This window comes from Pseudoalteromonas sp. N1230-9, assembly GCF_032716425.1.
GTDB lineage: Bacteria > Pseudomonadota > Gammaproteobacteria > Enterobacterales > Alteromonadaceae > Pseudoalteromonas.
Genome location: NZ_CP090419.1, coordinates 1,442,899 through 1,464,260 on the forward strand (window position 1 = coordinate 1,442,899; position 21,362 = coordinate 1,464,260).

A 21,362-nucleotide genomic window follows, 5' to 3' on the forward strand; every position below is an offset into this window, starting at 1 on the left:
ATTATGCATGTGCGCTTATTAACTCTTTCGCATTTGCTCTTGCTGTTTTGCTAATATTATCGCCCCCAAGTAGACGTGCAATTTCGTCTATACGGCCATCTTTTGAGAGTGTATTCATTTGTGTAAAGGTTTCGCCATGAGCAATTTCTTTGGCAACAAAAAACTGTTGATGCCCAGAGCTGGCAACTTGAGGTAAATGTGTAACGCATATAACTTGAGTTGATTTCCCAAGTTGGCGCAGCAGCTTTCCTACGGCGGATGCTGTCGGGCCTGAAATACCCACATCCACTTCATCAAAAATTAAAGTTGGTGTGGTCACGCGCTCTGCAATAATAACTTGAATAGCTAAGCTAATACGCGATAACTCACCACCGGATGCAACTTTTGATAGAGCTTGTAAAGGTTGACCAGGGTTAGTCGATACCAAAAACGAGACTGTGTCAAAACCCATTGCGCTAGGTGCTTTGTCGGGTGTTTGTTGTATATCAATCGCAAACTTGCCATTTTCCATTGATAGATTAACCATGCTATCGCTAATTAGCTGATTAAGCGTATCAGCGTAACGATGGCGACTTTCACTTAATAATTGAGCCGCTTGCCTGTATTGTTCAAGCGCGTCGCTAATTTCGCTTTCAAGTGCGCCAAGGCGGTCGCTGTTATAGCTAATTGATGCTAATTCTTCTGCGATTGATTGATGGAACTCAACAAGTTCTTCAGGTTTAATGTGATGCTTACGCGCCAAGTCCATGATGCCAGTTAAGCGAGTTTCTACATCGTCTAAACGGGCAGGGTCTAGATCTGTCATGTCAACATAACCACGGATCTCTCGGCTAGCTTCTTCGACTTGCACTGCAGCTTCATTTAAAAGCGTGGCGATACCCGAGAGGTTCTCATCATACCCTGCAAGTTCAGTAAATTGCTGGGCACTGTGTTGTAGCAGTGAGCATGCACTTTGCTCATCAGCTTCATATAAATGCTGCAATTCACGTTGGCATGATTCTAAAATAGTTTGGCTGTGGCTTAATTTGTGATGCTCGACTTCTATTTCTTCAAACTCACCAGGTAGTAAAGCAAACTCATCTAATTCGGCAACTTGATACTCGAGTAACTGCTTTTGCGCAGCTTGCTGCTGTTGTTGTTGCTCAAGATGATTAAACTCTTTTAATAATGCTTGGTAAGCTTTATAGCGCTCTTTAACATCAGCAAGCAATGTCGTGTGACCAGCATACGCATCGAGTAAATGCAGTTGATGATCAGATTTTAATAGATGCTGGTGGGCATGTTGGCCATGAATCGATATTAAGTACTGGCCAAGCTCTTTGAGTTGTGCAGCAGTCACTGTGCTGCCATTGATGTAGCTTTTACTACGACCATTTTTGCAAATCACACGACGTAACAGACATTCGCCTTCAGCATTCGATAACAAATGATGCTCTAAGAATTGCTGCGCTAAAGGAAGCGTTGAAATATCAAACTGCGCACAAATTTCTGCACGGTCAGTGCCAGGGCGAACGGCTGTTGCATCGGCTCGTTCACCTAAACACAATGAGAGTGCATCTATTGCAATTGATTTACCGGCACCTGTTTCACCGGTAATGGCTGTCATACCATGATGCCATTCCGTACTTAAACTACTTACAATGGCAAAGTTTTTAATTTCTAACCCAATTAACATACTGTTTATCCATCCAGCTAATTAACTGTTAATTTATACAGTGTTTTTGGGTTTTGCAAACTAAATTTGTATTTTAGGTTAATTCTGTGAGCTGTTCTTGTTGGTTTAAATCTTCAATCTCTTGGGGGGCAATACTTTGCTGGTGATCATCAATTGATTCGATAGAAGGGTAGAACTTGATAGTCTCAACCAATGAAGGGAATGTTTCTTGATAAAAGGTTTTATTAAACTCGATACCATTACGAGGCAGTTGCGCCATAAAATATTGCAAACGGTCTGCAAGTTGGTCGTGTTCAGCTTCACTTTGTAAGCGACTTGCCTCTGCAATGACCGTATTGATAAATAAATCACTGATATATTCGAGTTGATTTAAATTTTCTTCATTATGTGCTTGCACGACGAAATAGTTACTCGTTATTTGGTGTAAGCTGCCTATATTTTTAGGGCGAATGAGCTTGGCTTCACTAAATTCAATTAACTTGATTTTGAAGTCATTGTTGATTTCTTTTACGCGTTGATTGAAGCGCTTTTTTTCTGCTTCGATTGCTTTTTGACGATTACTTTCGATGATCCAGTAACAACCTAGCAAGGTGATCAGCAACAGTAGAGCAAGAAAAACGATATAGCCCATTTCGGATTAGATTCCTTAAATAATTACAGCTTTAAGTCTGAATATTTTGCGCTAATCACTTTGACTTGGCAATTATTTAAAGCAAAAAATGTGTTTTAAAATAACCGACTTCCCCAATTCAGTTTTTTTCTCAGAACATTGTAGTAAGAATAGTCTTTAGGGTGGATTAGCCGTAAACGTTTATCAGCTTTTTTTATCACCACTTCATCACCAGGTAATACTGCCAGCACCACATGACTGTCACAACTAACTTGTAAACTGTCGGTGTTTTCAAGGCTCAGTTTCAGGCGAACTTCGTTATCGGCATCAACAACTAAAGGGCGACTTGAAAGAGTATGAGGAAACATAGGCACAAGTGATATTGCGTTCAGCTCAGGGGTTAAAATTGGCCCACCGCCAGATAATGAATAAGCTGTTGAGCCTGTGGGTGTTGAGACTATTAAACCATCTGAACGCTGTGAAAAAACGAAATCGTTATTAATAAAGGCCTCAAACTCGATCATATGAGCGACTTTATCAGCATGAAGCACCGCTTCGTTTACGGCTGAATTTGCGCTTTTTAACTCAGCGTGGCGATACACCTCTACTTCTAGCAGAAAGCGTTTTTCTTCAATATATTGCCCACTAAGAACGTGTTCTAAGCTGGCTTCAAAGCCTTCTGGGTTGAGGTCTGTTAGAAAGCCTAAATTGCCACGGTTAACGCCAATAACAGCAACATCAAAGCGTGCTAAAACTCTTGCCGCACCCAGCATATTTCCATCACCACCTACTACAATGGCTAAATCCGCACGTTCGCCTAAATCGACTAGCTTTACTAATTGCTCACTGGGCACATCTTCAAGTTGCCTTCCAGTACGTTGTTCAACAAGGACTTCAAAACCTAATGCGAGCAAAAAAGTATGAAGACGTTGTAATGTGTTGGCCGCACCTGAGTGGTTGGGCTTGCCGATTAAGCCGATGGTTTTGAACGGTGAATCCATATTGTGTGCACTTAGCGATGTCATGCAGATAGAGTACATTAAAAATTAAAGCTTTGAAAATACCTTGAAATAAACATGCTATGCCCAGATATTAACTTGCAAGAGATAAGATGTATGAATTTATGAAATTAAACCCTCGAGACCAACAAATTTTTTCAGCTGTGATGAGCCTCTACTGTAATGGTGAAGGCCAACCGGTAGCATCTACGCGCATTGCAAAACAAAAAGGCATGGCAGTGTGTTCTGCGACGATACGAAATGCAATGTCGAGACTTGAAAAAGAAGGGTTACTTTATTCTCCTCACACATCGGCAGGGCGGGTGCCAACGAATGCGGGCTTCGATTACTGGTTGTCGGAGTTTTTTGCATTGTCAGAAGTGGCAGCTTATTGGCAGCCTGAACAAGCTCAATTAGTTGAGCTTGCACATGGTTTAAGTCAGCGTTACAAGGTATGTTGTTGTGTTGGCTTACCTCAGGTAAGTTCGCAGTTAGTGTTTCGAGTTGAAGTGTTAGATTTTGACGGCTCTAATTGGCTTATTCTACTAATAGACCGTGCAGGACAAAGTAACAATATATGCATTTCTAAACCACAAGATGCCAGCGATACGGTTCGCTATCAGTTTGCTACTTGGTTGAATACGGTGTTTAGTCAACAAACGCTTATGGAAGGTTTGTATCGTATGCAAGCGATGGCTAATACCGCTCCCCACAATTGCCATGATTCTTTAACGCAGTGGACACGAGAGTTGAGTCAGAAGCTCGGTTCTGATAACAGCATAGTGGTTGGGGAAAATTATTTATATCGTCAAGTTGATTGCCAAACGAGCTTAAATATCGGGGTCTCGTTTTTGAACTATGTTGAAGATAAGCTGGCGTTTAGAAATGGCTTATCGGTATTAAATACCGAGCAATTACCTTTCACTGATTGTGATGAGTTAATGGTATTGAGTGTGCCGTACTTTAACAACCAACAATATCAAAGTAGATTTTGTGTTATTTGTCCAAAATCAGCACAAATTGAAGCAATCATCCAAGAATTTAAGTCAATCGGGTCACGTGCCTCTTGAATCTTTTGATTCTATCCCCATAATTACCGCAGTTGTAAAGAATTGGAGCATTTAAGCTATGTCAGAGCAGACAAAATCACCAGAGCAAGAAGTTGAATTAAACGAAGAATTTGAACAGATGCAAGCGGACGTTGATGCAGCTGTAGAAGCAGCAGAGCAAATGGAAGGCGAAGAAATGAGCCCTGAAGCAGAAATTGCATTACTGCATAGTGAACTTGAAGCTGCAAAACAGACTATTAATGATCAAAAAGACAGTGTTGTACGTGCTGCCGCAGACGTTGAGAACATGCGTCGTCGCGCTGCTCAAGATGTAGAAAAAGCGCATAAATTTGCACTAGAGAAGTTCGCTAATGAGTTACTACCTGTGATTGATAACTTAGAGCGTGCAATTGAATTTTCTGATAAAGAAAATGAAGAGCTTAAGCCTGTACTTGAAGGCATTGAGATGACCGTTAAGAGCTTTAATGACGCAGTTGCTAAGTTTGGTGTTGAAATTGTAAACCCACAGGGCGAGCAGTTTAACCCAGAGTTCCACCAAGCAATGTCAATTCAGCCAAGTAACGATGTAGCACCTAATACGGTATTAGCTGTGATGCAAAAAGGTTACACACTAAACGGTCGTTTACTTCGCCCTGCGATGGTAATGGTATCCAAAGAAGCTGAATAAGCTTTAAAAATATATAAAAAATGCCTGTTAATCACAGGCATTTTTTTTGGTAAGTTACCTACCATTTAGCTGCTAGGATGATTAAATATTTAAGTCGATTGGTATCGTTTTCTGTGCCACAGCTGTACGAGTAAGATAAGTATCAGTGCACTGAACATCATCGCAGAAAATGGAATGGCACTTTGTGGATGAACAAACGCAAGGATAGGGCCGACTAAAGCACCACTGCCAAATCGAAGTGTACCAATAACCGCCGTTGCCGTACCTGACTTTTCCTCAAATTGCATCAATATTAACGAGTCTGCATTACTTGCTACAATACCTAAACTCATCATTAGTGGCGCTATTGCCGCAACGATAAAGTAAAGTGATAAATGCATCACACTGAATAACAGCAATGCCCCACCAGAAACAAAACCAATACCAAGGCCGATAAATAACAGCTTTCTAGAACCTAAGCGTGGTACCAAACGAGTATTCATAAAGTTACCAAACATTAATGCCAAGACATTAAACGCAAACAACACACCGAATAGCTGCTCATCAACTTTAAAAAAGTCGAGGTAGACATAAGGCACTGATGTTAAAAAGCAGAAGAACGCAAACGAAGCAAACATTGAGCTGGCAATATCTGCTAATGCACTTTTACGTGAAAACACGGTTTTATAACTATTAAAAAATAGTGCAAAACCACGTTGTTGACTTTTAAAAATAGGGATATCTATTAAGTATATTTGTACTAAGGCTAAAATCGCAAAGCTGTATGATGCTAAAGCAATAAATATCACTTGCCATGTTGAAATTCCCATGATCAAAGAACCCAAGGTTGGTGCAATGAGTGGTGCAACCATCATGATCATTGAAACATACGACATACCTTTGGCTGTATGCTCACGGTAGATATGGCGAATAATACCAGGAACAACCACTGTTGCAGCTGCACCTGTAAATGCTTGTATGGCTCTGAGCGTCCAAAATAACTCAATATCATCACAAAAAGCTAAGGCCAATGATGTTATTCCAAATAGCACTAACCCCACTTTTGCAAGTAGCCGCCTGCCTAACTCATCTGCAATAGGCCCAAAAAATAACATACCTAAAGCATAGCCTGCCAAATAGATACTTAGAGATATCTGCACGTTTGGCATCGTGGTCTGTAAATCGTTAGCAATTACAAGCATTGCAGGTAAATACAAATCAATCGCCAGTGGTGTAATAGCAACAATACTTGCGAGTAAAGGTAATAAAATGCGTTTATTTATCGAGTCAGGGGAAGGCATTGCATACTCATTAATCATTTAATAGGTCACTATTGTAGCAGCGTCGCACGCAGGGGTGAACTTAGTTTGCCTGCTAAGTAAAAGAATTAACTAAAAAATAACAATTGCCTTGGTAGTTATTCATTTTCATATAAAATTAAGCAAGGTTTTGGTATATTTAGCTATCACCACTCTCAGTATTTTGAAGGATTAGTATGAAAAAGTTAGTTATGGCAGTGCTCGTTACGACTATTTTAGCAGGCTGTAAAACATCTCCAACGGGACGTACGCAAATTGCACTTTATTCAGACCAGCAAATGAGTCAAATGGGTCAAGCAAGCTTTGCAGAAATGAAAAAAACACAGCCGATTAACTCCGATCCTCGTGTAAATAACTACGTGAAATGTATTGCCAATGATGTAATTGCGGTGCTACCTCAAGAATATGCTAACCAGTCATGGGAGGTGGTTGTATTTGAAGAGGACTCTGCAAATGCATTTGCATTACCAGGGGGTTACATAGGTGTGCATACCGGTTTATTAAAAGTCGCAACTAATCAAGAACAATTAGCGACGGTACTTGGCCACGAAGTCGCGCATGTTATCGCTGAGCACTCAAATGAACGTGTATCGCAAAACTCTCTTTTACAAACGGGCCTGCAAGTCGGTGGCGCAGCACTTGATATGGGTAATGTGCAGTATCGAGGTGAAATCATGCAAGCCTTAGGGTTAGGAGCGCAATACGGTGTGGTACTACCATTTAGTCGCTCACATGAATCAGAGGCGGATATTGTTGGTTTAGATTTAATGGCAGAAGCGGGCTTTAATCCTGAGCAGTCGGTATCTTTATGGCAAAACATGAGTGCAGCAGGTGGCAGTGGTACACCAGAGTTTATGTCGACTCACCCATCTCCTGGTAACCGTATTAAAGAGTTGCAAAAACATATGCCAGATGCGTTAAAAGCCCAACAAACGGCTAGAGCAAAAGGCAAAACTCCTCAGTGTAAACTTTAATCGAAATAATTAAAAAAGCCTGCTGTGAATGATAACAGCAGGCTTTTGTTATTCTATAATTGCTAGTTAATTAAAACGTCCACTCAACGTGAAGCTGCGGGACTGATTCAGTTGTATTTGTACCTAGCTTGTTGTGCCAGTATTGCCACTCAAGGCCCAGCAGTAGGGTGTTTTCTTTCATGCTCATTGCATGACCTAAATCCCACGTGATGATTGGCTGTGCTAATATCCACGCTTTAACGTCTTCGCCAAATTCATTTTCACGCTCTGCAATGTATTCAACATGGCCCGTTACGTTGAATTTTTGTGAGCCGATAGTGAATGGGTAGCCCCAAGCAACATCAATCATCCAGCTGTTTGTTTCAGTCGGAGCACCACCACGTGCTACACCTTCGCTGTCATCAATATACGCTGTGAATAAAGTCGATAAAAAACTAAACCCAGGTGCTTGCCAGCTAAGTTTTACACCGGGTAAATACTTAAGAACTTTCGAGTCGCCAGCAGCGTTAAAACCTGCCGTTAAACCCATATCACTGATTGCGCCATATGAGAAATCACTACCTGAGATTTTTGATAAACTGAAGGTTGAATACCACTCACCATAAAAATCTTTATCTTGATAGCCGTCTTGTAAGCCATCATCACTGTAGTCGATAAAAAAGAAGTTATCGCCATAGTCATAGCCTGATGCATGCTGTAGCGATACCACAGTGGTATTTGATTCGGCTAGTGTGAACGGGTTTTTTTGATCGCCGTTATTAATGTGTAATTGTGTAGAGCTCCAATTAGCGGCATAGCTCGAAGTACTCACTGCACAAAGCGCAGCAACAGAAAGGATCTTTTTCAAGTTCATATCTCAATATTGATGGTGTAAAGGGGGATATAAAGACATAATTATAGCAGATACGCCCATATTTGGGCGTATCGAGAGAAAAATTATTTAACTTATGCTTTATTTCGGCGTAAGCAAATTACTGCTATCGCAGTGAAAGCAAGAATAAAGCAGTAGTAAGAAGAGGTAGAAACTTCCCACGGGCTAATTTTGAAAGTCGCGCCGAGTAAAAGCGCTTGTGCGCCATACGGTAATGAACCTTGCGTTACGCAAGCAAAAATATCAAGTAAGCTTGCTGAACGCTTTCCTGTAATTTCACCATCATCCGCTAATTTTTTAGCAATCGGGCCTGCAACTATAATAGACACGGTATTATTAGCGATACATAAGTTACTGGTCATAACCAGTGCTGCAATCCCTAATTGATCCGCAACTTTACGGTGCCATTTTGCAATGATTTTAGTGATTGCTTGAATTTTGTTAGCAATGTAATCAAGGCCACCATTAATGCGGATAAACTCAGAAAGACCACCGATAAACATCGACAGCAAGAAAATTTCCTGCATGTCAGTAAAGCCTTTATAGATATCTTTAACAAAGCTTGCACCTTCATAGCTGCCAGTAAAGCCCATGAGTGCAGCGAAAATAATACCGCTAAACAGCACCACAAAGACATTAAAGCCCATTACCGCGAGCACTAAGATAAAGGCATAAGGTAACACTAATAAAATATCGAAGTCTTGCGTCTCTACCGCTTCTGCAGCAGGGGTTAAGAAGAATAACAAACCAATAGTTAATGCCGCAGCGGGTAAGGCGATTTTTAAGTTCTCACGGAATTTATCTTTCATCTCACAGCCTTGCGTGCGGGTTGCAGCAATGGTTGTGTCAGAGATGATTGATAAGTTATCACCAAACATGGCACCCGATACAATCGTGCCTGCCATCAGTGATGGATCAATCCCCGTTTTTTGCGCAACTGCATAAGCAATCGGGCCAATGGCTCCAATAGTACCCATTGAAGTACCCATCGCAGTCGATACAACCGCAGCAATTAAAAATAACCCAGGGAGTAATAAAGCCGGTGGAATAAGTGATAAGCCTGCATTAACAACGGCATCAACACCACCGGTTGCACCGGCAACCGCAGAAAATGCACCGGCAAGTAGATAAATCAAACACATAGTGATGATGTTGCTATGGCCAGCACCTTTAATAAAGGTTTCAACACTGTGGTTGATGGTATTTTTATTTAAGATAAATGCCAACATGATGGCTGGCAAAATTGCCACAGGCGCAGGCAATTGATAGAAGGCGTAATCGACACCTTGAGACTGTAAGTATAAGCCAGCGCCTAAAAATAAGCCGACAAACACCAAAAGCGGCAGCAAAGAAAGTTTTGCTTTTGTTTTATTAAATGATGGCTGCATCATATTCCTCGTTAGATAACCAAAAACACAGCCAAACACTTCTTTTAGCTGTATTTAGTCGCTGTCTTAAACAATGAAAGACAACAACAGCGCCCGCAAGCCAAAGACCAAATCGGCGTAAAGGAAGAAGTTTAAATGTATAGATGGCTAAATGCAAAGACTATCTGTTATTATTGTTGTTATTCAATAAAATCTAAAATTAGCTCTGTATTTTTTATAAGCTAACCTGACTATTACATGAGTTTTCGATAAAATCCAGCCAGTTAAGAAGAATAGATAAGGTAACTACATGAACCGCATAGGTGTATTTGGCGCAAACGGCCGCATGGGACTTACACTTTTAGAAGCTGTCTCAAAAAAAGATGATGCAACATTAACCGGCGCGTACGTGCGTGATAACTCGCCACTTTTAGATAGTGCGGTTAATCAATTAAACAGCGCTGCGTCAGCGGATGTATTATTTAGTAAAGAAACCGACGTAAAAGATGCTGATGTATTGATTGATTTCACTTTGCCAGCAGGAATGCGCAACCACCTAAAAATAGCAGTCGAAAAAAATATCGCCATGGTCATTGGTACCACGGGCCTTAACCAAGATGACATTGATGCGCTTAATGATGCTGCGAAGCACATTCCGATTGTTTTTGCTCGCAACTATAGCGTAGGTGTAAATTTACTGCTTAACTTAGTGCAGACTGCGGCTGTGAAGTTTGGCGATGACATGGATATCGAAATATTTGAGGCTCATCATCGTCACAAAATCGATGCGCCATCAGGGACTGCATTGGCAATTGGTGAAGCGATTGCCGAGGCAAAAGGCTGGCAGCATGATGAAGTCGCGCGTTTTGATAGAAGCAATAACGAACACGCAAAATCGCAAAATGAAATCGGTTATTCGGTCATGAGGGGCGGAGATATAGTAGGTGAACACACCGCATACTTCGCAACTTCTGGCGAAAGGCTAGAATTAACTCATAAAGCAAGTTCAAGAATGACCTTCGCGTTAGGTGCAGTAAGAGCTGCGGGCTGGTTGAAAAATAAACCAGCTGGACTTTATGACATGCAAGATGTGCTTGACTTGAAGTAGTTTAGTTTCTTTTTTGGCAGTTTCAGTGAATTTTTAGTTAATAACGCTTATTTTCACTATTTTATTAATTAAGGTTAGATCTAAAAGCTAATTTACTGTAGAATAGCGCCAATTTGCCAAAAATTCATAAATGCGTGTTTCCAATCGCTTTAAACGGGCAGTAGAGCAAATGACTTTACTCCCGTTTTTTACTGTTAGGAGGTTAACTTGACTAAATCCGCTCTGTTAGTCCTAGAAGACGGCACAGTGTTTCGCGGTACTGCAATCGGCGCTGACGGCATGTCAGTCGGTGAAGTAGTATTCAATACGTCTATGACTGGTTATCAAGAAATTTTGACTGACCCTTCATACGCGGAACAAATCGTAACTTTGACGTACCCACATATCGGTAATACGGGTACTAACAGCGAAGACGAAGAAGCGGGTCAAATCTGGGCTAAAGGCCTAGTGATCCGTGATTTGCCACTGCTAGCAAGTAATTTCCGTAACGAGCAATCGTTAAGTGATTACTTAAAAGAACGCAATATCTTAGGTATTGCTGACATCGACACTCGTAAATTAACACGTATTTTACGTGATAAAGGCGCTCAAAATGGTTGTATCATTGCAGGCGACGAGTTAGATGAGAAAAAAGCGCTTGAAGCTGCGCAAGCCTTCCCAGGCTTAAAAGGCATGGATTTAGCAAAAGTTGTCTCAACCAAGGAAAATTTTGAGTGGCGCGAATCAAGCTGGACGTTAGGTTCAGGCTTTAAAACGCTAGAAGCAGCAGACGAGAAGTTCCACGTTGTTGCTTATGACTTCGGTGTTAAACGTAATATCTTACGTATGTTAGTTGACCGCGGCTGTAAATTAACCGTTGTTCCTGCACAAACATCTGCAGAAGACGTACTGGCATTAAACCCAGACGGTATCTTCTTATCAAATGGCCCTGGTGACCCTGAGCCGTGTACTTACGCGATTGAAGCAATTAAAACTTTCCTAGAAACAGACACGCCAATCTTTGGTATTTGTTTAGGTCACCAATTGCTTGCACTTGCTTCAGGTGCACAAACGGTGAAAATGAAGTTTGGTCACCACGGTGGTAACCACCCAGTTAAAGACCTTGACCGCAATGTTGTAATGATCACTGCACAAAACCACGGTTTCGCAGCTGATGAAGCAACATTACCAGCGAACTTACGTGCAACTCACGTTTCATTATTCGATGGCACGCTACAAGGTATTCACCGCACAGATAAGCCTGCATTTAGCTTCCAAGGTCACCCTGAAGCAAGCCCAGGTCCACATGATGCGGCGCCATTATTTGACCACTTCATCGATTTGATGCAAGCACGTTCTAACTAATTTAACCGGAGTAACAATGCCAAAACGTACCGACATAAAAAGCATTCTTATCTTAGGCGCAGGCCCGATCGTAATCGGTCAAGCTTGTGAATTTGACTACTCTGGTGCACAAGCGTGTAAAGCACTACGAGAAGAAGGCTTTCGAGTAATTCTTGTAAACTCGAACCCTGCAACTATCATGACTGACCCTGAAATGGCGGATGCGACGTACATCGAGCCAATTCACTGGGAAGTTGTAGAGAAAATCATTGAAAAAGAAAAGCCTGATGCAGTACTGCCTACTATGGGTGGTCAAACAGCATTAAACTGTGCACTTGATTTAGATAAGCACGGCGTACTGGCTAAACATGGTGTTGAACTTATCGGTGCAACTGCTGATGCAATCGATAAAGCTGAAAACCGTGAGCGTTTTGACGTAGCAATGAAGAACATTGGCCTTGAGTGTCCGCGTGCAGAAATCGCTCACTCAATGGAAGAAGCACACGATGTTCTTAGCCGCATCGGTTTCCCATGTATCATTCGTCCATCATTCACTATGGGTGGTACCGGTGGTGGTGTTGCATACAACCAAGAAGAATTTGATGAAATTTGTGAGCGTGGTTTAGATTTATCACCAACAAATGAACTTTTAATCGATGAATCATTAATCGGTTGGAAAGAATACGAAATGGAAGTTGTTCGTGACAAAAACGACAACTGTATCATCGTATGTTCTATCGAAAACTTTGACCCTATGGGTGTTCACACAGGTGACTCAATCACGGTTGCTCCAGCGCAAACATTGACAGATAAAGAATACCAAATCATGCGTAATGCATCGATGGCGGTACTTCGTGAAATCGGTGTTGAAACAGGTGGTTCAAACGTACAGTTTGGTGTGAATCCAGTTGATGGCCGTATGGTTATCATCGAGATGAACCCTCGTGTATCGCGTTCATCTGCACTCGCATCAAAAGCAACGGGTTTCCCAATTGCGAAAATCGCAGCGAAACTAGCTGTAGGTTACACGCTTGATGAGCTACAAAACGACATCACTGGCGGTAAAACACCAGCGTCTTTCGAGCCGTCAATTGACTACGTTGTTACTAAGATCCCACGTTTTAACTTCGAAAAATTCGCAGGTTCAAACGACCGTCTAACAACACAGATGAAGTCTGTGGGTGAGGTTATGGCGATTGGTCGTAACCAACAAGAGTCTCTGCATAAAGCATTACGTGGTCTTGAAGTAGGCGCAACGGGCTTTAACCCAATTGTTGCCCTTGATGATCCGAAAGCAAAAGAAAAAATCATCCGTGAATTACGTGAGCCAGGTGCTGAGCGTATTTGGTACGTTGCTGATGCAATGCGTCACGGTATGAGCGTAGAGGACGTTTTCGAACTCACTAAGATTGACCCTTGGTACCTAGTGCAAATCGAAGACATCTTAAAAGACGAAGCAACAATCAGCGAAGTAGGTATGGCTGGTTTAAATGCTGAGTTCTTACGCAAGCTTAAGCGTAAAGGTTTCGCTGATGCGCGTATCGCTGAAATTGCCGGTGTTTCTGAAGCAGAAATTCGCAAGAAGCGTCACCAGTTAGATATCGTGCCTGTATACAAGCGCGTTGATACGTGTGCTGCAGAGTTTAGTTCAGATACAGCTTACATGTACTCATCTTATGATGAAGAGTGTGAAGCGAATCCATCTGACAAAGATAAAATCATGGTAATCGGTGGTGGCCCTAACCGTATCGGTCAAGGTATCGAATTCGATTACTGCTGTGTTCACGCAGCATTAGCTTTACGTGAAGACGGCTACGAAACAATCATGGTTAACTGTAACCCTGAAACTGTTTCGACTGACTACGACACATCAGATCGCTTATTCTTCGAGCCAATCACGCTAGAAGACGTATTAGAAATCGTACGTGTTGAAAAGCCTAAAGGTGTTATCGTTCAGTACGGTGGTCAAACGCCACTTAAACTTGCGCGTGCACTAGAAGCGAATGGCGTGCCAGTTATTGGTACTTCTCCAGATGCAATCGACCGTGCTGAAGACCGTGAGCGTTTCCAACAACTTGTTGAGCGTTTGAACCTTCTGCAACCAGAAAATGCAACAGTGACTTCTTTAGAAGAAGCGGTTGTTAAGTCTGCTGAAATTGGTTTCCCACTGGTTGTACGTCCTTCGTACGTACTAGGTGGTCGTGCGATGGAAATCGTATACGATGAAGACGACTTACGTCGTTACATGACTGAAGCGGTATCTGCATCAAATGAAGCGCCAGTACTACTTGACCACTTCTTAGATAACGCAATTGAAGTTGACGTTGACGCTATCTGTGACGGTGAGCAAGTAATCATCGGTGGTATCATGGAGCACATTGAGCAAGCAGGTGTTCACTCAGGTGACTCAGCGTGTTCATTACCAGCTCACTCACTAACTGCTGAAGTACAAGACGTAATGCGTAAGCAAGTGACTGATATGGCACTAGAGCTTGGCGTAGTAGGTCTGATGAATACACAGTTTGCTGTGAAAGACGGTAAAGTTTACTTAATCGAAGTAAACCCACGTGCTGCACGTACAGTCCCGTTTGTTTCTAAAGCGACAGGTATTGCACTTGCAAAAGTTGCTGCGCGTTGTATGGCGGGTCAGTCGCTAGCAAGCCAAGGTATTACAAAAGAAGTAATCCCTCCTTACTACAGCGTAAAAGAAGTGGTACTGCCATTTGCTAAGTTCCAAGGTGTTGACCCAATCCGTGGCCCAGAAATGCGCTCAACGGGTGAGGTAATGGGGGTTGGTGAAACTTTCGCCGAAGCATTCGCTAAAGCACAATTAGGTGCAAGCAACACTTTACCACGCGGTGGTCGCGCGTTACTATCGGTACGCAACAGTGACAAACCACGTATTGTTGAATTAGCTAAAACCATGACAGCTTTAGGTTTTGAGCTAGATGCAACGGGTGGCACTGCAAAAGCGCTAGAAGAAGCGGGTATTGCAGTTCGTCGCGTGAACAAAGTATACGAAGGTCGTCCTCATATTCTTGATAGAATTAAAAATGGTGAATACAGCTACATTGTAAACACTACTGAAGGTCGCCAAGCGATTGAAGATTCGAAGGTGTTACGTCGTGGTGCGTTACAGCACAAAACTAACTACACAACGACACTGAACGCGGCATTTGCTAACTGTACTGCAAACCAAGCAGACGACCGTAGCAAGGTGACGTCAGTTCAGGAACTACACCAGCGAATGAACTAAGGAAATGTGCCAAGGGCGAGGCAATCGCCCTTGGGATTAAGTGAGAATAATATGCAATCAATTCCGATGACGGTTCGTGGTGCAGCATTACTGCGCGAAGAACTTAACGAATTAAAAACAGTTACCCGTCCAAAAATCGTTGCTGATATCGCTGAAGCACGTGAGCACGGTGATTTGAAAGAAAACGCTGAATACCATGCTGCTCGTGAGCAACAAGGTTTTTGCGAAGGTCGTATTCAAGAAATTGAAGCAAAGCTTTCAAACGTACAAATCATCGATGTAACTAAGATGCCAAAAACTGGCAAAGTTATTTTTGGCACAACGGTCACTATCGTTAATGTTGACACTGACGCTGAGGTTAAATACCAAATTGTGGGTGATGATGAAGCAGATATCAAAAACAATCTGATCTCTGTAAATTCGCCAATCGCGCGTGGCTTAATTGGTAAAGAGGTAGATGATGCCGTTACCATTAAAACACCAAACGGTGAAGTCGAGTACGAAATCATTGAAGTTGAGTATATTTAATAGCTTAACCAAGCATTGATAAAAACCGCAGTTACATACTGCGGTTTTTTTATGCCTGTTTACTTCTGGTATGTTATTCGGTACGTTGGCTGCTTGGTTATTCAAAAGAAGAGGTAATAGTGGTGAAAATTCAATATCCTAAAGCGCTATCTTTAGGCGATAGCATCGCCATATGTGCTTTTTCTTCTGGTGTCGATAAGGCATATCATAAAAGATTAGATGTTGTACTCGAAGGGCTAAGTGCGAAGGGGTTTAATGTTGTTGAAGGAGACTGTTTACGTCAACAACACAATAGTGCAAAGGAACGTGCGGCCGAATTGATGCAGTTTTTAACAGATGACTCGATTGCCGCGATTATGCCGCCTTGGGGAGGGGATCTCACCATGGAGATCTTACCTTTGTTAGATTTTAGTGCTATCAGTAATGCAAAACCTAAATGGTTAGTTGGTTTTTCTGATATCAGTACATTTGCTTGCGCACTCACTACCCGATGTGGCTGGGCTACACTGCATGGTGCGAATTTAATGCAGATTCACCCCGATGATAAAGATCCACACCTAGCGGCTTTATTTACCGCCATGGGCCTTGAAGAAAAAGCATCCTTTAAGCAACTTGCTGCGCCGTTTTATCAGCAAGATCAGATTGATTACGCCACTAAACCTGATGCAAAATTCAACTACACAGCCGAAAGCCAATGGCGTTGTATTAACTATAAAGATAAGCGACAAATAGAGGTATCAGGTCGTTTGATTGGCGGCTGTATTGACACACTAGGCTTATTACTGCCTTCAAATTACTATGCGTTGCATGAATTTAAAAAACAGTATGCACCGGAGGGATTAATTCTTTATTTAGAAAATGCAGAACTGAGTCCGATGGCGTTAGCAAGGTGTTTATTATCTTTAAAACTTAATGATGTGTTTACTGATGTCAATGCCGTTATATTTGGGCGTAGCTCAGCAATTAACAATGACTGTTACTTTGATGAATATCAGGCGATTGAGTTAGCATTTCAAGGCAACTTATTCCCTGTTTTGACCGATGCTGATATTGGTCATGTTGCACCAAACCTTGCATTGATCAATGGTGCATTCGCCACCATAACCACGGATCTTTGTGAAGGTATGGCGACAAATGTTCAAATAGACACGGTGTTAAGTTAACACTCAAAAGAGTTTAACTAAATAAACAGTACTCATACCAATGAGTAATGTCACAGAAACGCTTAATAAAGTGCCAAGCATGACATACTCTGTGAGTTGTTTTTCTTCGCTCGCTTTTAAATCTCCAAAGCGAAAGATTGATTTTGCAGCGAGTAGGAATCCTACTCCTGCATATTCACCCATAAGTATAAAGCTTAGCATCAGTCCTCGCTCTAAAAGCCCTATACTGTGGCCAGCTGCAGGAATGCTGCCAGATGTAGCAAAGCCTTGTGTGATTTTTTCAAGCATCATGCGAATAAATACTGAGCTTGGATTTAATACGAGTATATAAGCACAGATAACAAAAAGAGTATCTATAGCAATTAGTTTTTGCCAAATAAGCGCATAAAATTCATCATAATCGGTTAACCATACAGCTAGCATCACCAGCACAATACTATGTGCAAGCTGATCAAGTAGAAATGGAACGACCCCTTTATTGGAATAGGATTTTGCTAAATCAATGAGGAAGTGACTAAGCATAATTAGCAGTGTTGCGCAGACAACACGTGCAAGCTCATTCCAGCCATAATTAAACTCCCAAAGAGCTAAAATGATAAACGAAACAATGCCGTGTGTTAAAACATGCAAATACAACTTTGTTGCGCGAAAGTGTCGGCTGTTTCGGTCATTAACCCAGCTCATTGGCTGTAGATAAAAGTCAGCAACCAAGTGTGCTAAAAATAGGGCGACAAGTAATAAGGTAAAGCTCATGCTATCAATCCTTTGAGTGTTGTATGGCTGTACTTGATAAAACGTTCGACTAATTGGTACTGAGCAAGGTTTAGTAATTTGGTCACATTTTCTCTGCTTGTATTGAGCTCTTTTGCTAGTTCTGCGTGGCTATTATTGCTTGCTGTAAGGTAATTAAATAAAGCATTCGCTTGTTTTTGGCTCATCTTCTCTAGCAATACCTCTATTAAGGCAATATTGAGTAAAAATCCTTCATCGAGATGATTATTTTCCACTTTTATTGTTAACAGCTGATGAGTCATATTATCTAAGCCCTGACCGGATAACGTATACGCACTTCCTGTGGCTGTTTTTATATCGGCGCGAGGATTATCGACTGTGCCAATGGCCATACTTTGACGTAATTCATAGTTAGCGGCTTTCATTTGTAAATATAAGAGTATCGCTACATGACAGACAGATTCTGGTGTTTGTAGCTGTAATTGCAAAGCATCACCACGATAAATGCTAAAACTACTTTCAAAGTGTTGAGTGATAAAACGTAAGCTTTGATCGAGTTGGTATAGCATTGCATCGTATTCTTGTTGTGGGATTCTTTGTGATTTAATTAAATCTCCAGTGATCACCGCAATCATAGCGCATCCTTTTACTGTAACTAAAACTAGTTACTTGTTCATATGTAACCAAATTTGGTTACTGTTGTTCATGTAACCAATTTAGGTTACTTTTGAGTGAATTACAAGTAAGTCGTGCTACAGTAGCAAGATATAAATTATACAAGGTGTATTATGCAAACAATTGAAAAGCCGAGAGTTGCTATCTTTGTCGACGTACAGAATATTTACTACACCTGTAAAGAAAGTTATGGAAAAAACTTCGATTACAACGCCTTTTGGGCAAAAATGCAGGAGCTGTATACAATTGATGGTGCTATTGCCTATGCAATTTATCGTGGCGATGAAAAGCAATCACAATTTCAAAATATTTTGCGAGCAATAGGCTTTGAAGTAAAACTTAAGCCGTTTATTCAGCGACGCGATGGCAGTGCAAAAGGCGATTGGGATGTGGGTATTACTATTGATATGCTTGAAAATGCACGCAAAGTAGACAAAATGGTGTTGCTGTCTGGCGATGGTGACTTTGCATTGTTATTAGGGCATCTAGCACACAACTATCAAATTCCTTGTGATGTGTATGGGGCAGAACAATTGACTGCTGATGTACTAAAAAATGCGGCTGAGAATTTTTACTGTATCGACGACGGCTTGTTACTTAATAACCGCAGAGAATAGCAATAAATATTCCTATTTAAATAAATTGTTTAACTAAAGTATTATTTCAGCTAAGCTAATATGAGCTAGACTCGTTCATAGTTATAGTAATATGCACTTGAAATGGCTCTTTTAATTCAAATAAACAATGAGAACAAGACATACCAAGTAATTGCTAGGTCTGTTTCAAATTTCTTTTCTGTTAATAAAGCTTTTTAATTCAACAAATTAGAAATAATTATGAAAGTTATACGAATTTTTATGAAAAATGTAATGACAACGCTGTCATTTATTGTGTAACATTAAATCAACATGGGTTGAGATGATTTCGCATTCTGATAAGAAAAAATAGTGCGATTTATACAAAAACTAAACGAAGGTTAGGGGTCGTTAAATGATGGCGAAGAGTGTGAGTGAGGACCAATTGTTTATTGGTATCGATGGTGGCGGAACAAAGTGCCGAGCAACCATTTACTCTGTAAAACATGGCGTATTAGGGACAGGCTTAGGCGGTCCGGCAAATCCACTACATGGTTTGGAGCGCACACTTGAATCTATAATGGTCTCAACTCAATTAGCGTTGCGTGATGCTGGGTTGCCGTTAGAGACGGTACATCAACTCTATGCAGGTTTAGGCCTTGCAGGTGTTAACTTGCCGAGCCTATACGATAAAATTATGGAGTGGGAACACCCGTTCAAACAAATGTTTTTAACGACTGACCTACATACGGCTTGTATAGGCGCTCATGAAGGCAGTGACGGTGCAGTCATTATCACAGGCACGGGCTCATGCGGCTTTTCTTGTGTGAATGGGCAAACCACCAATTTTGGTGGCCATGGTTTTGCGTTAGGTGACAAAGGCAGCGGTGCCTGGATGGGACTTGAAGCGATAAAAGCCACGCTGCTGGATTTAGATGGGTTAGGCTCAAAGACCTGTTTAACCAAAGTCATTACCGAACATTTCTCGGCTGATAACGCAATGGCGATTGTTGAGCAAATGTCAGGTCAACCATCTAGTAGTTATGCAAAACTTGCTCGCTATGTGTTTAATGCTGCAAATGAGCAAGATGCAGTGGCACTTGCTATTGTTAAAGACGGTGCAGAGTATGTGAGTAAACTTGCACACCGTTTATTAGAGAACAAACCACCACGTTTGTCTATGATAGGTGGGTTAGCTGAGCCATTAAATAAATGGCTAGACCCTGATATCGCTAAGCTTGTAGAAAACCCAATTCAACCACCTGAAATGGGAGCAGTATATTTCGCACAACAGTCTGTGTTAGAACAAAGCCAAGAGGTAGCAATTTAATGACGATTTTTCATGCTCAGTCACTATTTACCGGCGAAGAATTTTTAAATGATCGTTATTTTAGTGTAGATAATGGGGTATTCACCCTAACTGAAGCAAGCACCGATGTGGTTAAGCTAGAGGGGCTCGTGGTGCCTGGTTTTATTGATGTGCAAGTAAATGGTGGTGGTGGTGCATTTTTTAATGCAGAGCAAACCCCACAATGTTTGCACAATATTGCGAAAGCGCATGGTCGATTTGGTTCAACTGCGATAATGCCAACCCTCATTACTGATAAAGTAGAGGTGATGGCACAAGCTGCTGATGCAACGGCAGAGGCAATTGCCCAAGCAGTGCCGGGTGTGTTAGGTATTCATTTTGAAGGCCCACATTTATCTTTACCTAAGAAAGGCACTCATAGTGAACAGTTTATAAGACCTATTTCAGAGCAAGAGTTTGCGATCTATGCACGTCAAGACTTAGGCATAAAAATGGTGACGCTGGCACCTGAAAATGTCAGAGCAGAAGACATAACGCGATTAGTTGAATGTGGCGTGAAAGTAAGTATTGGCCACACTAACGCTGATTTTGCAACGACTAATAAAGCATTGGCCGCAGGCGCTGATGGTTTTACACACTTATTTAATGCAATGTCGGCATTTACCTCGCGAGAGCCTGGTGTAGTTGGCTCTGCCCTTTGGGATGATAACAGCTGGTGTGGCTTAATTGTTGATGGTCATCATGTTCACCCATCGTCAGCCAAATTAGCGATTCGTACTAAGCAACGCGGTAAGGTTATGTTAGTAACTGATGCAATGCCTCCTGTGGGCACTGACGATATGGAGTTTGATTTCTTTGACGGTCGAAAAGTTATTCGTACCGGTGACCGTTTAAATTCGACAACAGGCGAACTTGCGGGCAGTGTGCTTGATATGGCAAGTGCTGTACGCAATACCGTTAATACATTGGATGTGAGTTTAGCCGAAAGCTTGAGAATGGCGTCTTTGTATCCTGCACAATATCTTGGTTTGAACAAAAAGGGCCGTCTGGTAAATGGCTTCGATGCTGATTTTGTTGTACTTGATGAGCATCAGTATGTAAAAGCAACTTATATTGCAGGTAACGCAGTTTAGAACTTCCCTGTAAAAACCCCGCCGTTGTAT

Annotated in this window: 19 protein-coding genes; 11 read left to right on the top strand and 8 right to left on the bottom strand. The window is 41.6% G+C overall.

Features of this window, described 5'->3' with window-relative positions:
- Position 1: 1 nt before the first annotated feature.
- From recN to nadK, 3 genes are all read right to left on the bottom strand, one after another.
- Positions 2 to 1,675: a DNA repair protein RecN gene (gene recN / locus LY624_RS06775; RefSeq protein WP_341804156.1), complete on the bottom strand. Its 1,674-nt coding sequence runs from the start codon at positions 1,673 to 1,675 to the stop codon at positions 2 to 4.
- A 73-nt stretch (positions 1,676 to 1,748) separates the two neighbouring features.
- Positions 1,749 to 2,306, bottom strand: a complete 558-nt coding sequence (locus LY624_RS06780) for a hypothetical protein (RefSeq protein ID WP_130151425.1) — start codon at positions 2,304 to 2,306, stop codon at positions 1,749 to 1,751.
- A gap of 95 nt (positions 2,307 to 2,401) precedes the next feature.
- Complete coding sequence (gene nadK / locus LY624_RS06785; RefSeq protein WP_130151426.1) at positions 2,402 to 3,286, bottom strand: NAD(+) kinase; 885 nt, start codon at positions 3,284 to 3,286, stop codon at positions 2,402 to 2,404.
- 122 nt (positions 3,287 to 3,408) lie between these two features.
- Between nadK and LY624_RS06790 the strand changes: the two genes are divergently transcribed.
- Both LY624_RS06790 and grpE read left to right on the top strand, forming a co-directional pair.
- Positions 3,409 to 4,353 (top strand): HrcA family transcriptional regulator, encoded by a 945-nt coding sequence (locus tag LY624_RS06790; RefSeq protein WP_237119354.1) that lies wholly within the window; start codon positions 3,409 to 3,411, stop codon positions 4,351 to 4,353.
- A gap of 58 nt (positions 4,354 to 4,411) precedes the next feature.
- Positions 4,412 to 5,020, top strand: coding sequence for a nucleotide exchange factor GrpE (gene grpE / locus LY624_RS06795; protein WP_062570750.1), 609 nt, complete (start codon positions 4,412 to 4,414; stop codon positions 5,018 to 5,020).
- An 89-nt stretch (positions 5,021 to 5,109) separates the two neighbouring features.
- On the opposite strand, the gene LY624_RS06800 is transcribed toward grpE, so the two are convergent.
- Positions 5,110 to 6,318 (bottom strand): Bcr/CflA family efflux MFS transporter, encoded by a 1,209-nt coding sequence (locus LY624_RS06800; protein WP_341804157.1) that lies wholly within the window; start codon positions 6,316 to 6,318, stop codon positions 5,110 to 5,112.
- Positions 6,319 to 6,494: 176 nt separating this feature from the next.
- Here LY624_RS06800 and LY624_RS06805 point away from each other — a divergent pair, with 176 nt between their 5' ends.
- On the top strand, positions 6,495 to 7,292 hold the full coding sequence (locus LY624_RS06805; protein WP_341804158.1) for a M48 family metallopeptidase: 798 nt from the start codon (positions 6,495 to 6,497) through the stop codon (positions 7,290 to 7,292).
- Between the two features lie 70 nt (positions 7,293 to 7,362).
- Here LY624_RS06805 and LY624_RS06810 read toward each other — a convergent pair whose 3' ends face one another.
- Positions 7,363 to 8,145: a nucleoside-binding protein gene (locus LY624_RS06810; protein WP_130151428.1), complete on the bottom strand. Its 783-nt coding sequence runs from the start codon at positions 8,143 to 8,145 to the stop codon at positions 7,363 to 7,365.
- A gap of 92 nt (positions 8,146 to 8,237) precedes the next feature.
- Positions 8,238 to 9,551, bottom strand: coding sequence for a Na+/H+ antiporter NhaC family protein (locus tag LY624_RS06815; protein WP_237119659.1), 1,314 nt, complete (start codon positions 9,549 to 9,551; stop codon positions 8,238 to 8,240).
- Between the two features lie 289 nt (positions 9,552 to 9,840).
- Between LY624_RS06815 and dapB the strand changes: the two genes are divergently transcribed.
- The 5 genes from dapB to LY624_RS06840 all read left to right on the top strand — a co-directional run bounded on the left by dapB (position 9,841) and on the right by LY624_RS06840 (position 16,908).
- A complete protein-coding gene (gene dapB / locus LY624_RS06820) occupies positions 9,841 to 10,638 on the top strand; it encodes a 4-hydroxy-tetrahydrodipicolinate reductase (RefSeq protein WP_341804159.1) in 798 nt (265 codons plus the stop codon).
- Between the two features lie 207 nt (positions 10,639 to 10,845).
- Positions 10,846 to 11,982 (top strand): glutamine-hydrolyzing carbamoyl-phosphate synthase small subunit, encoded by a 1,137-nt coding sequence (gene carA, locus LY624_RS06825; protein ID WP_130151430.1) that lies wholly within the window; start codon positions 10,846 to 10,848, stop codon positions 11,980 to 11,982.
- A 16-nt stretch (positions 11,983 to 11,998) separates the two neighbouring features.
- Positions 11,999 to 15,217 carry a carbamoyl-phosphate synthase large subunit gene (gene carB / locus LY624_RS06830; RefSeq protein ID WP_130151431.1) on the top strand — a complete coding sequence of 1,073 codons (3,219 nt, stop codon included), beginning with the start codon at positions 11,999 to 12,001 and terminating at the stop codon, positions 15,215 to 15,217.
- Between the two features lie 51 nt (positions 15,218 to 15,268).
- Positions 15,269 to 15,745 carry a transcription elongation factor GreA gene (gene greA, locus LY624_RS06835; RefSeq protein ID WP_062570756.1) on the top strand — a complete coding sequence of 159 codons (477 nt, stop codon included), beginning with the start codon at positions 15,269 to 15,271 and terminating at the stop codon, positions 15,743 to 15,745.
- Between the two features lie 119 nt (positions 15,746 to 15,864).
- On the top strand, positions 15,865 to 16,908 hold the full coding sequence (locus tag LY624_RS06840; protein ID WP_341804160.1) for a S66 family peptidase: 1,044 nt from the start codon (positions 15,865 to 15,867) through the stop codon (positions 16,906 to 16,908).
- A gap of 3 nt (positions 16,909 to 16,911) precedes the next feature.
- Here LY624_RS06840 and LY624_RS06845 read toward each other — a convergent pair whose 3' ends face one another.
- Positions 16,912 to 17,661, bottom strand: coding sequence for a DUF3307 domain-containing protein (locus LY624_RS06845; RefSeq protein ID WP_130151433.1), 750 nt, complete (start codon positions 17,659 to 17,661; stop codon positions 16,912 to 16,914).
- A complete protein-coding gene (locus LY624_RS06850) occupies positions 17,658 to 18,275 on the bottom strand; it encodes a hypothetical protein (RefSeq protein WP_130151434.1) in 618 nt (205 codons plus the stop codon). The genes LY624_RS06845 and LY624_RS06850 overlap by 4 nt, the downstream gene beginning before the upstream one ends.
- Before the next feature lie 153 nt (positions 18,276 to 18,428).
- Here LY624_RS06850 and LY624_RS06855 point away from each other — a divergent pair, with 153 nt between their 5' ends.
- The 3 genes from LY624_RS06855 (at position 18,429) to nagA (ending at position 21,332) form a co-directional block, all read left to right on the top strand.
- Entirely contained in the window at positions 18,429 to 18,932 is a 504-nt protein-coding gene (locus LY624_RS06855; protein WP_237119350.1) for a LabA-like NYN domain-containing protein, read from the top strand.
- Between the two features lie 373 nt (positions 18,933 to 19,305).
- Positions 19,306 to 20,220 carry an N-acetylglucosamine kinase gene (gene nagK / locus LY624_RS06860; protein WP_130151436.1) on the top strand — a complete coding sequence of 305 codons (915 nt, stop codon included), beginning with the start codon at positions 19,306 to 19,308 and terminating at the stop codon, positions 20,218 to 20,220.
- A complete protein-coding gene (nagA, locus tag LY624_RS06865) occupies positions 20,220 to 21,332 on the top strand; it encodes an N-acetylglucosamine-6-phosphate deacetylase (RefSeq protein WP_341804161.1) in 1,113 nt (370 codons plus the stop codon). The genes nagK and nagA overlap by 1 nt, the downstream gene beginning before the upstream one ends.
- The last annotated feature ends 30 nt before the right edge of the window (positions 21,333 to 21,362 follow it).

Coding starts and splice junctions, on each gene's coding strand:
- recN (WP_341804156.1), bottom strand. CDS start 1,675: ATGTTAATTGGGTTAGAAATTAAAAACTTTGCCATTGTAAGTAGTTTA.
- LY624_RS06780 (WP_130151425.1), bottom strand. CDS start 2,306: ATGGGCTATATCGTTTTTCTTGCTCTACTGTTGCTGATCACCTTGCTA.
- nadK (WP_130151426.1), bottom strand. CDS start 3,286: ATGGATTCACCGTTCAAAACCATCGGCTTAATCGGCAAGCCCAACCAC.
- LY624_RS06790 (WP_237119354.1), top strand. CDS start 3,409: ATGAAATTAAACCCTCGAGACCAACAAATTTTTTCAGCTGTGATGAGC.
- grpE (WP_062570750.1), top strand. CDS start 4,412: ATGTCAGAGCAGACAAAATCACCAGAGCAAGAAGTTGAATTAAACGAA.
- LY624_RS06800 (WP_341804157.1), bottom strand. CDS start 6,318: ATGATTAATGAGTATGCAATGCCTTCCCCTGACTCGATAAATAAACGC.
- LY624_RS06805 (WP_341804158.1), top strand. CDS start 6,495: ATGAAAAAGTTAGTTATGGCAGTGCTCGTTACGACTATTTTAGCAGGC.
- LY624_RS06810 (WP_130151428.1), bottom strand. CDS start 8,145: ATGAACTTGAAAAAGATCCTTTCTGTTGCTGCGCTTTGTGCAGTGAGT.
- LY624_RS06815 (WP_237119659.1), bottom strand. CDS start 9,551: ATGCAGCCATCATTTAATAAAACAAAAGCAAAACTTTCTTTGCTGCCG.
- dapB (WP_341804159.1), top strand. CDS start 9,841: ATGAACCGCATAGGTGTATTTGGCGCAAACGGCCGCATGGGACTTACA.
- carB (WP_130151431.1), top strand. CDS start 11,999: ATGCCAAAACGTACCGACATAAAAAGCATTCTTATCTTAGGCGCAGGC.
- greA (WP_062570756.1), top strand. CDS start 15,269: ATGCAATCAATTCCGATGACGGTTCGTGGTGCAGCATTACTGCGCGAA.
- LY624_RS06845 (WP_130151433.1), bottom strand. CDS start 17,661: ATGAGCTTTACCTTATTACTTGTCGCCCTATTTTTAGCACACTTGGTT.
- LY624_RS06850 (WP_130151434.1), bottom strand. CDS start 18,275: ATGATTGCGGTGATCACTGGAGATTTAATTAAATCACAAAGAATCCCA.
- LY624_RS06855 (WP_237119350.1), top strand. CDS start 18,429: ATGCAAACAATTGAAAAGCCGAGAGTTGCTATCTTTGTCGACGTACAG.
- nagK (WP_130151436.1), top strand. CDS start 19,306: ATGATGGCGAAGAGTGTGAGTGAGGACCAATTGTTTATTGGTATCGAT.
- nagA (WP_341804161.1), top strand. CDS start 20,220: ATGACGATTTTTCATGCTCAGTCACTATTTACCGGCGAAGAATTTTTA.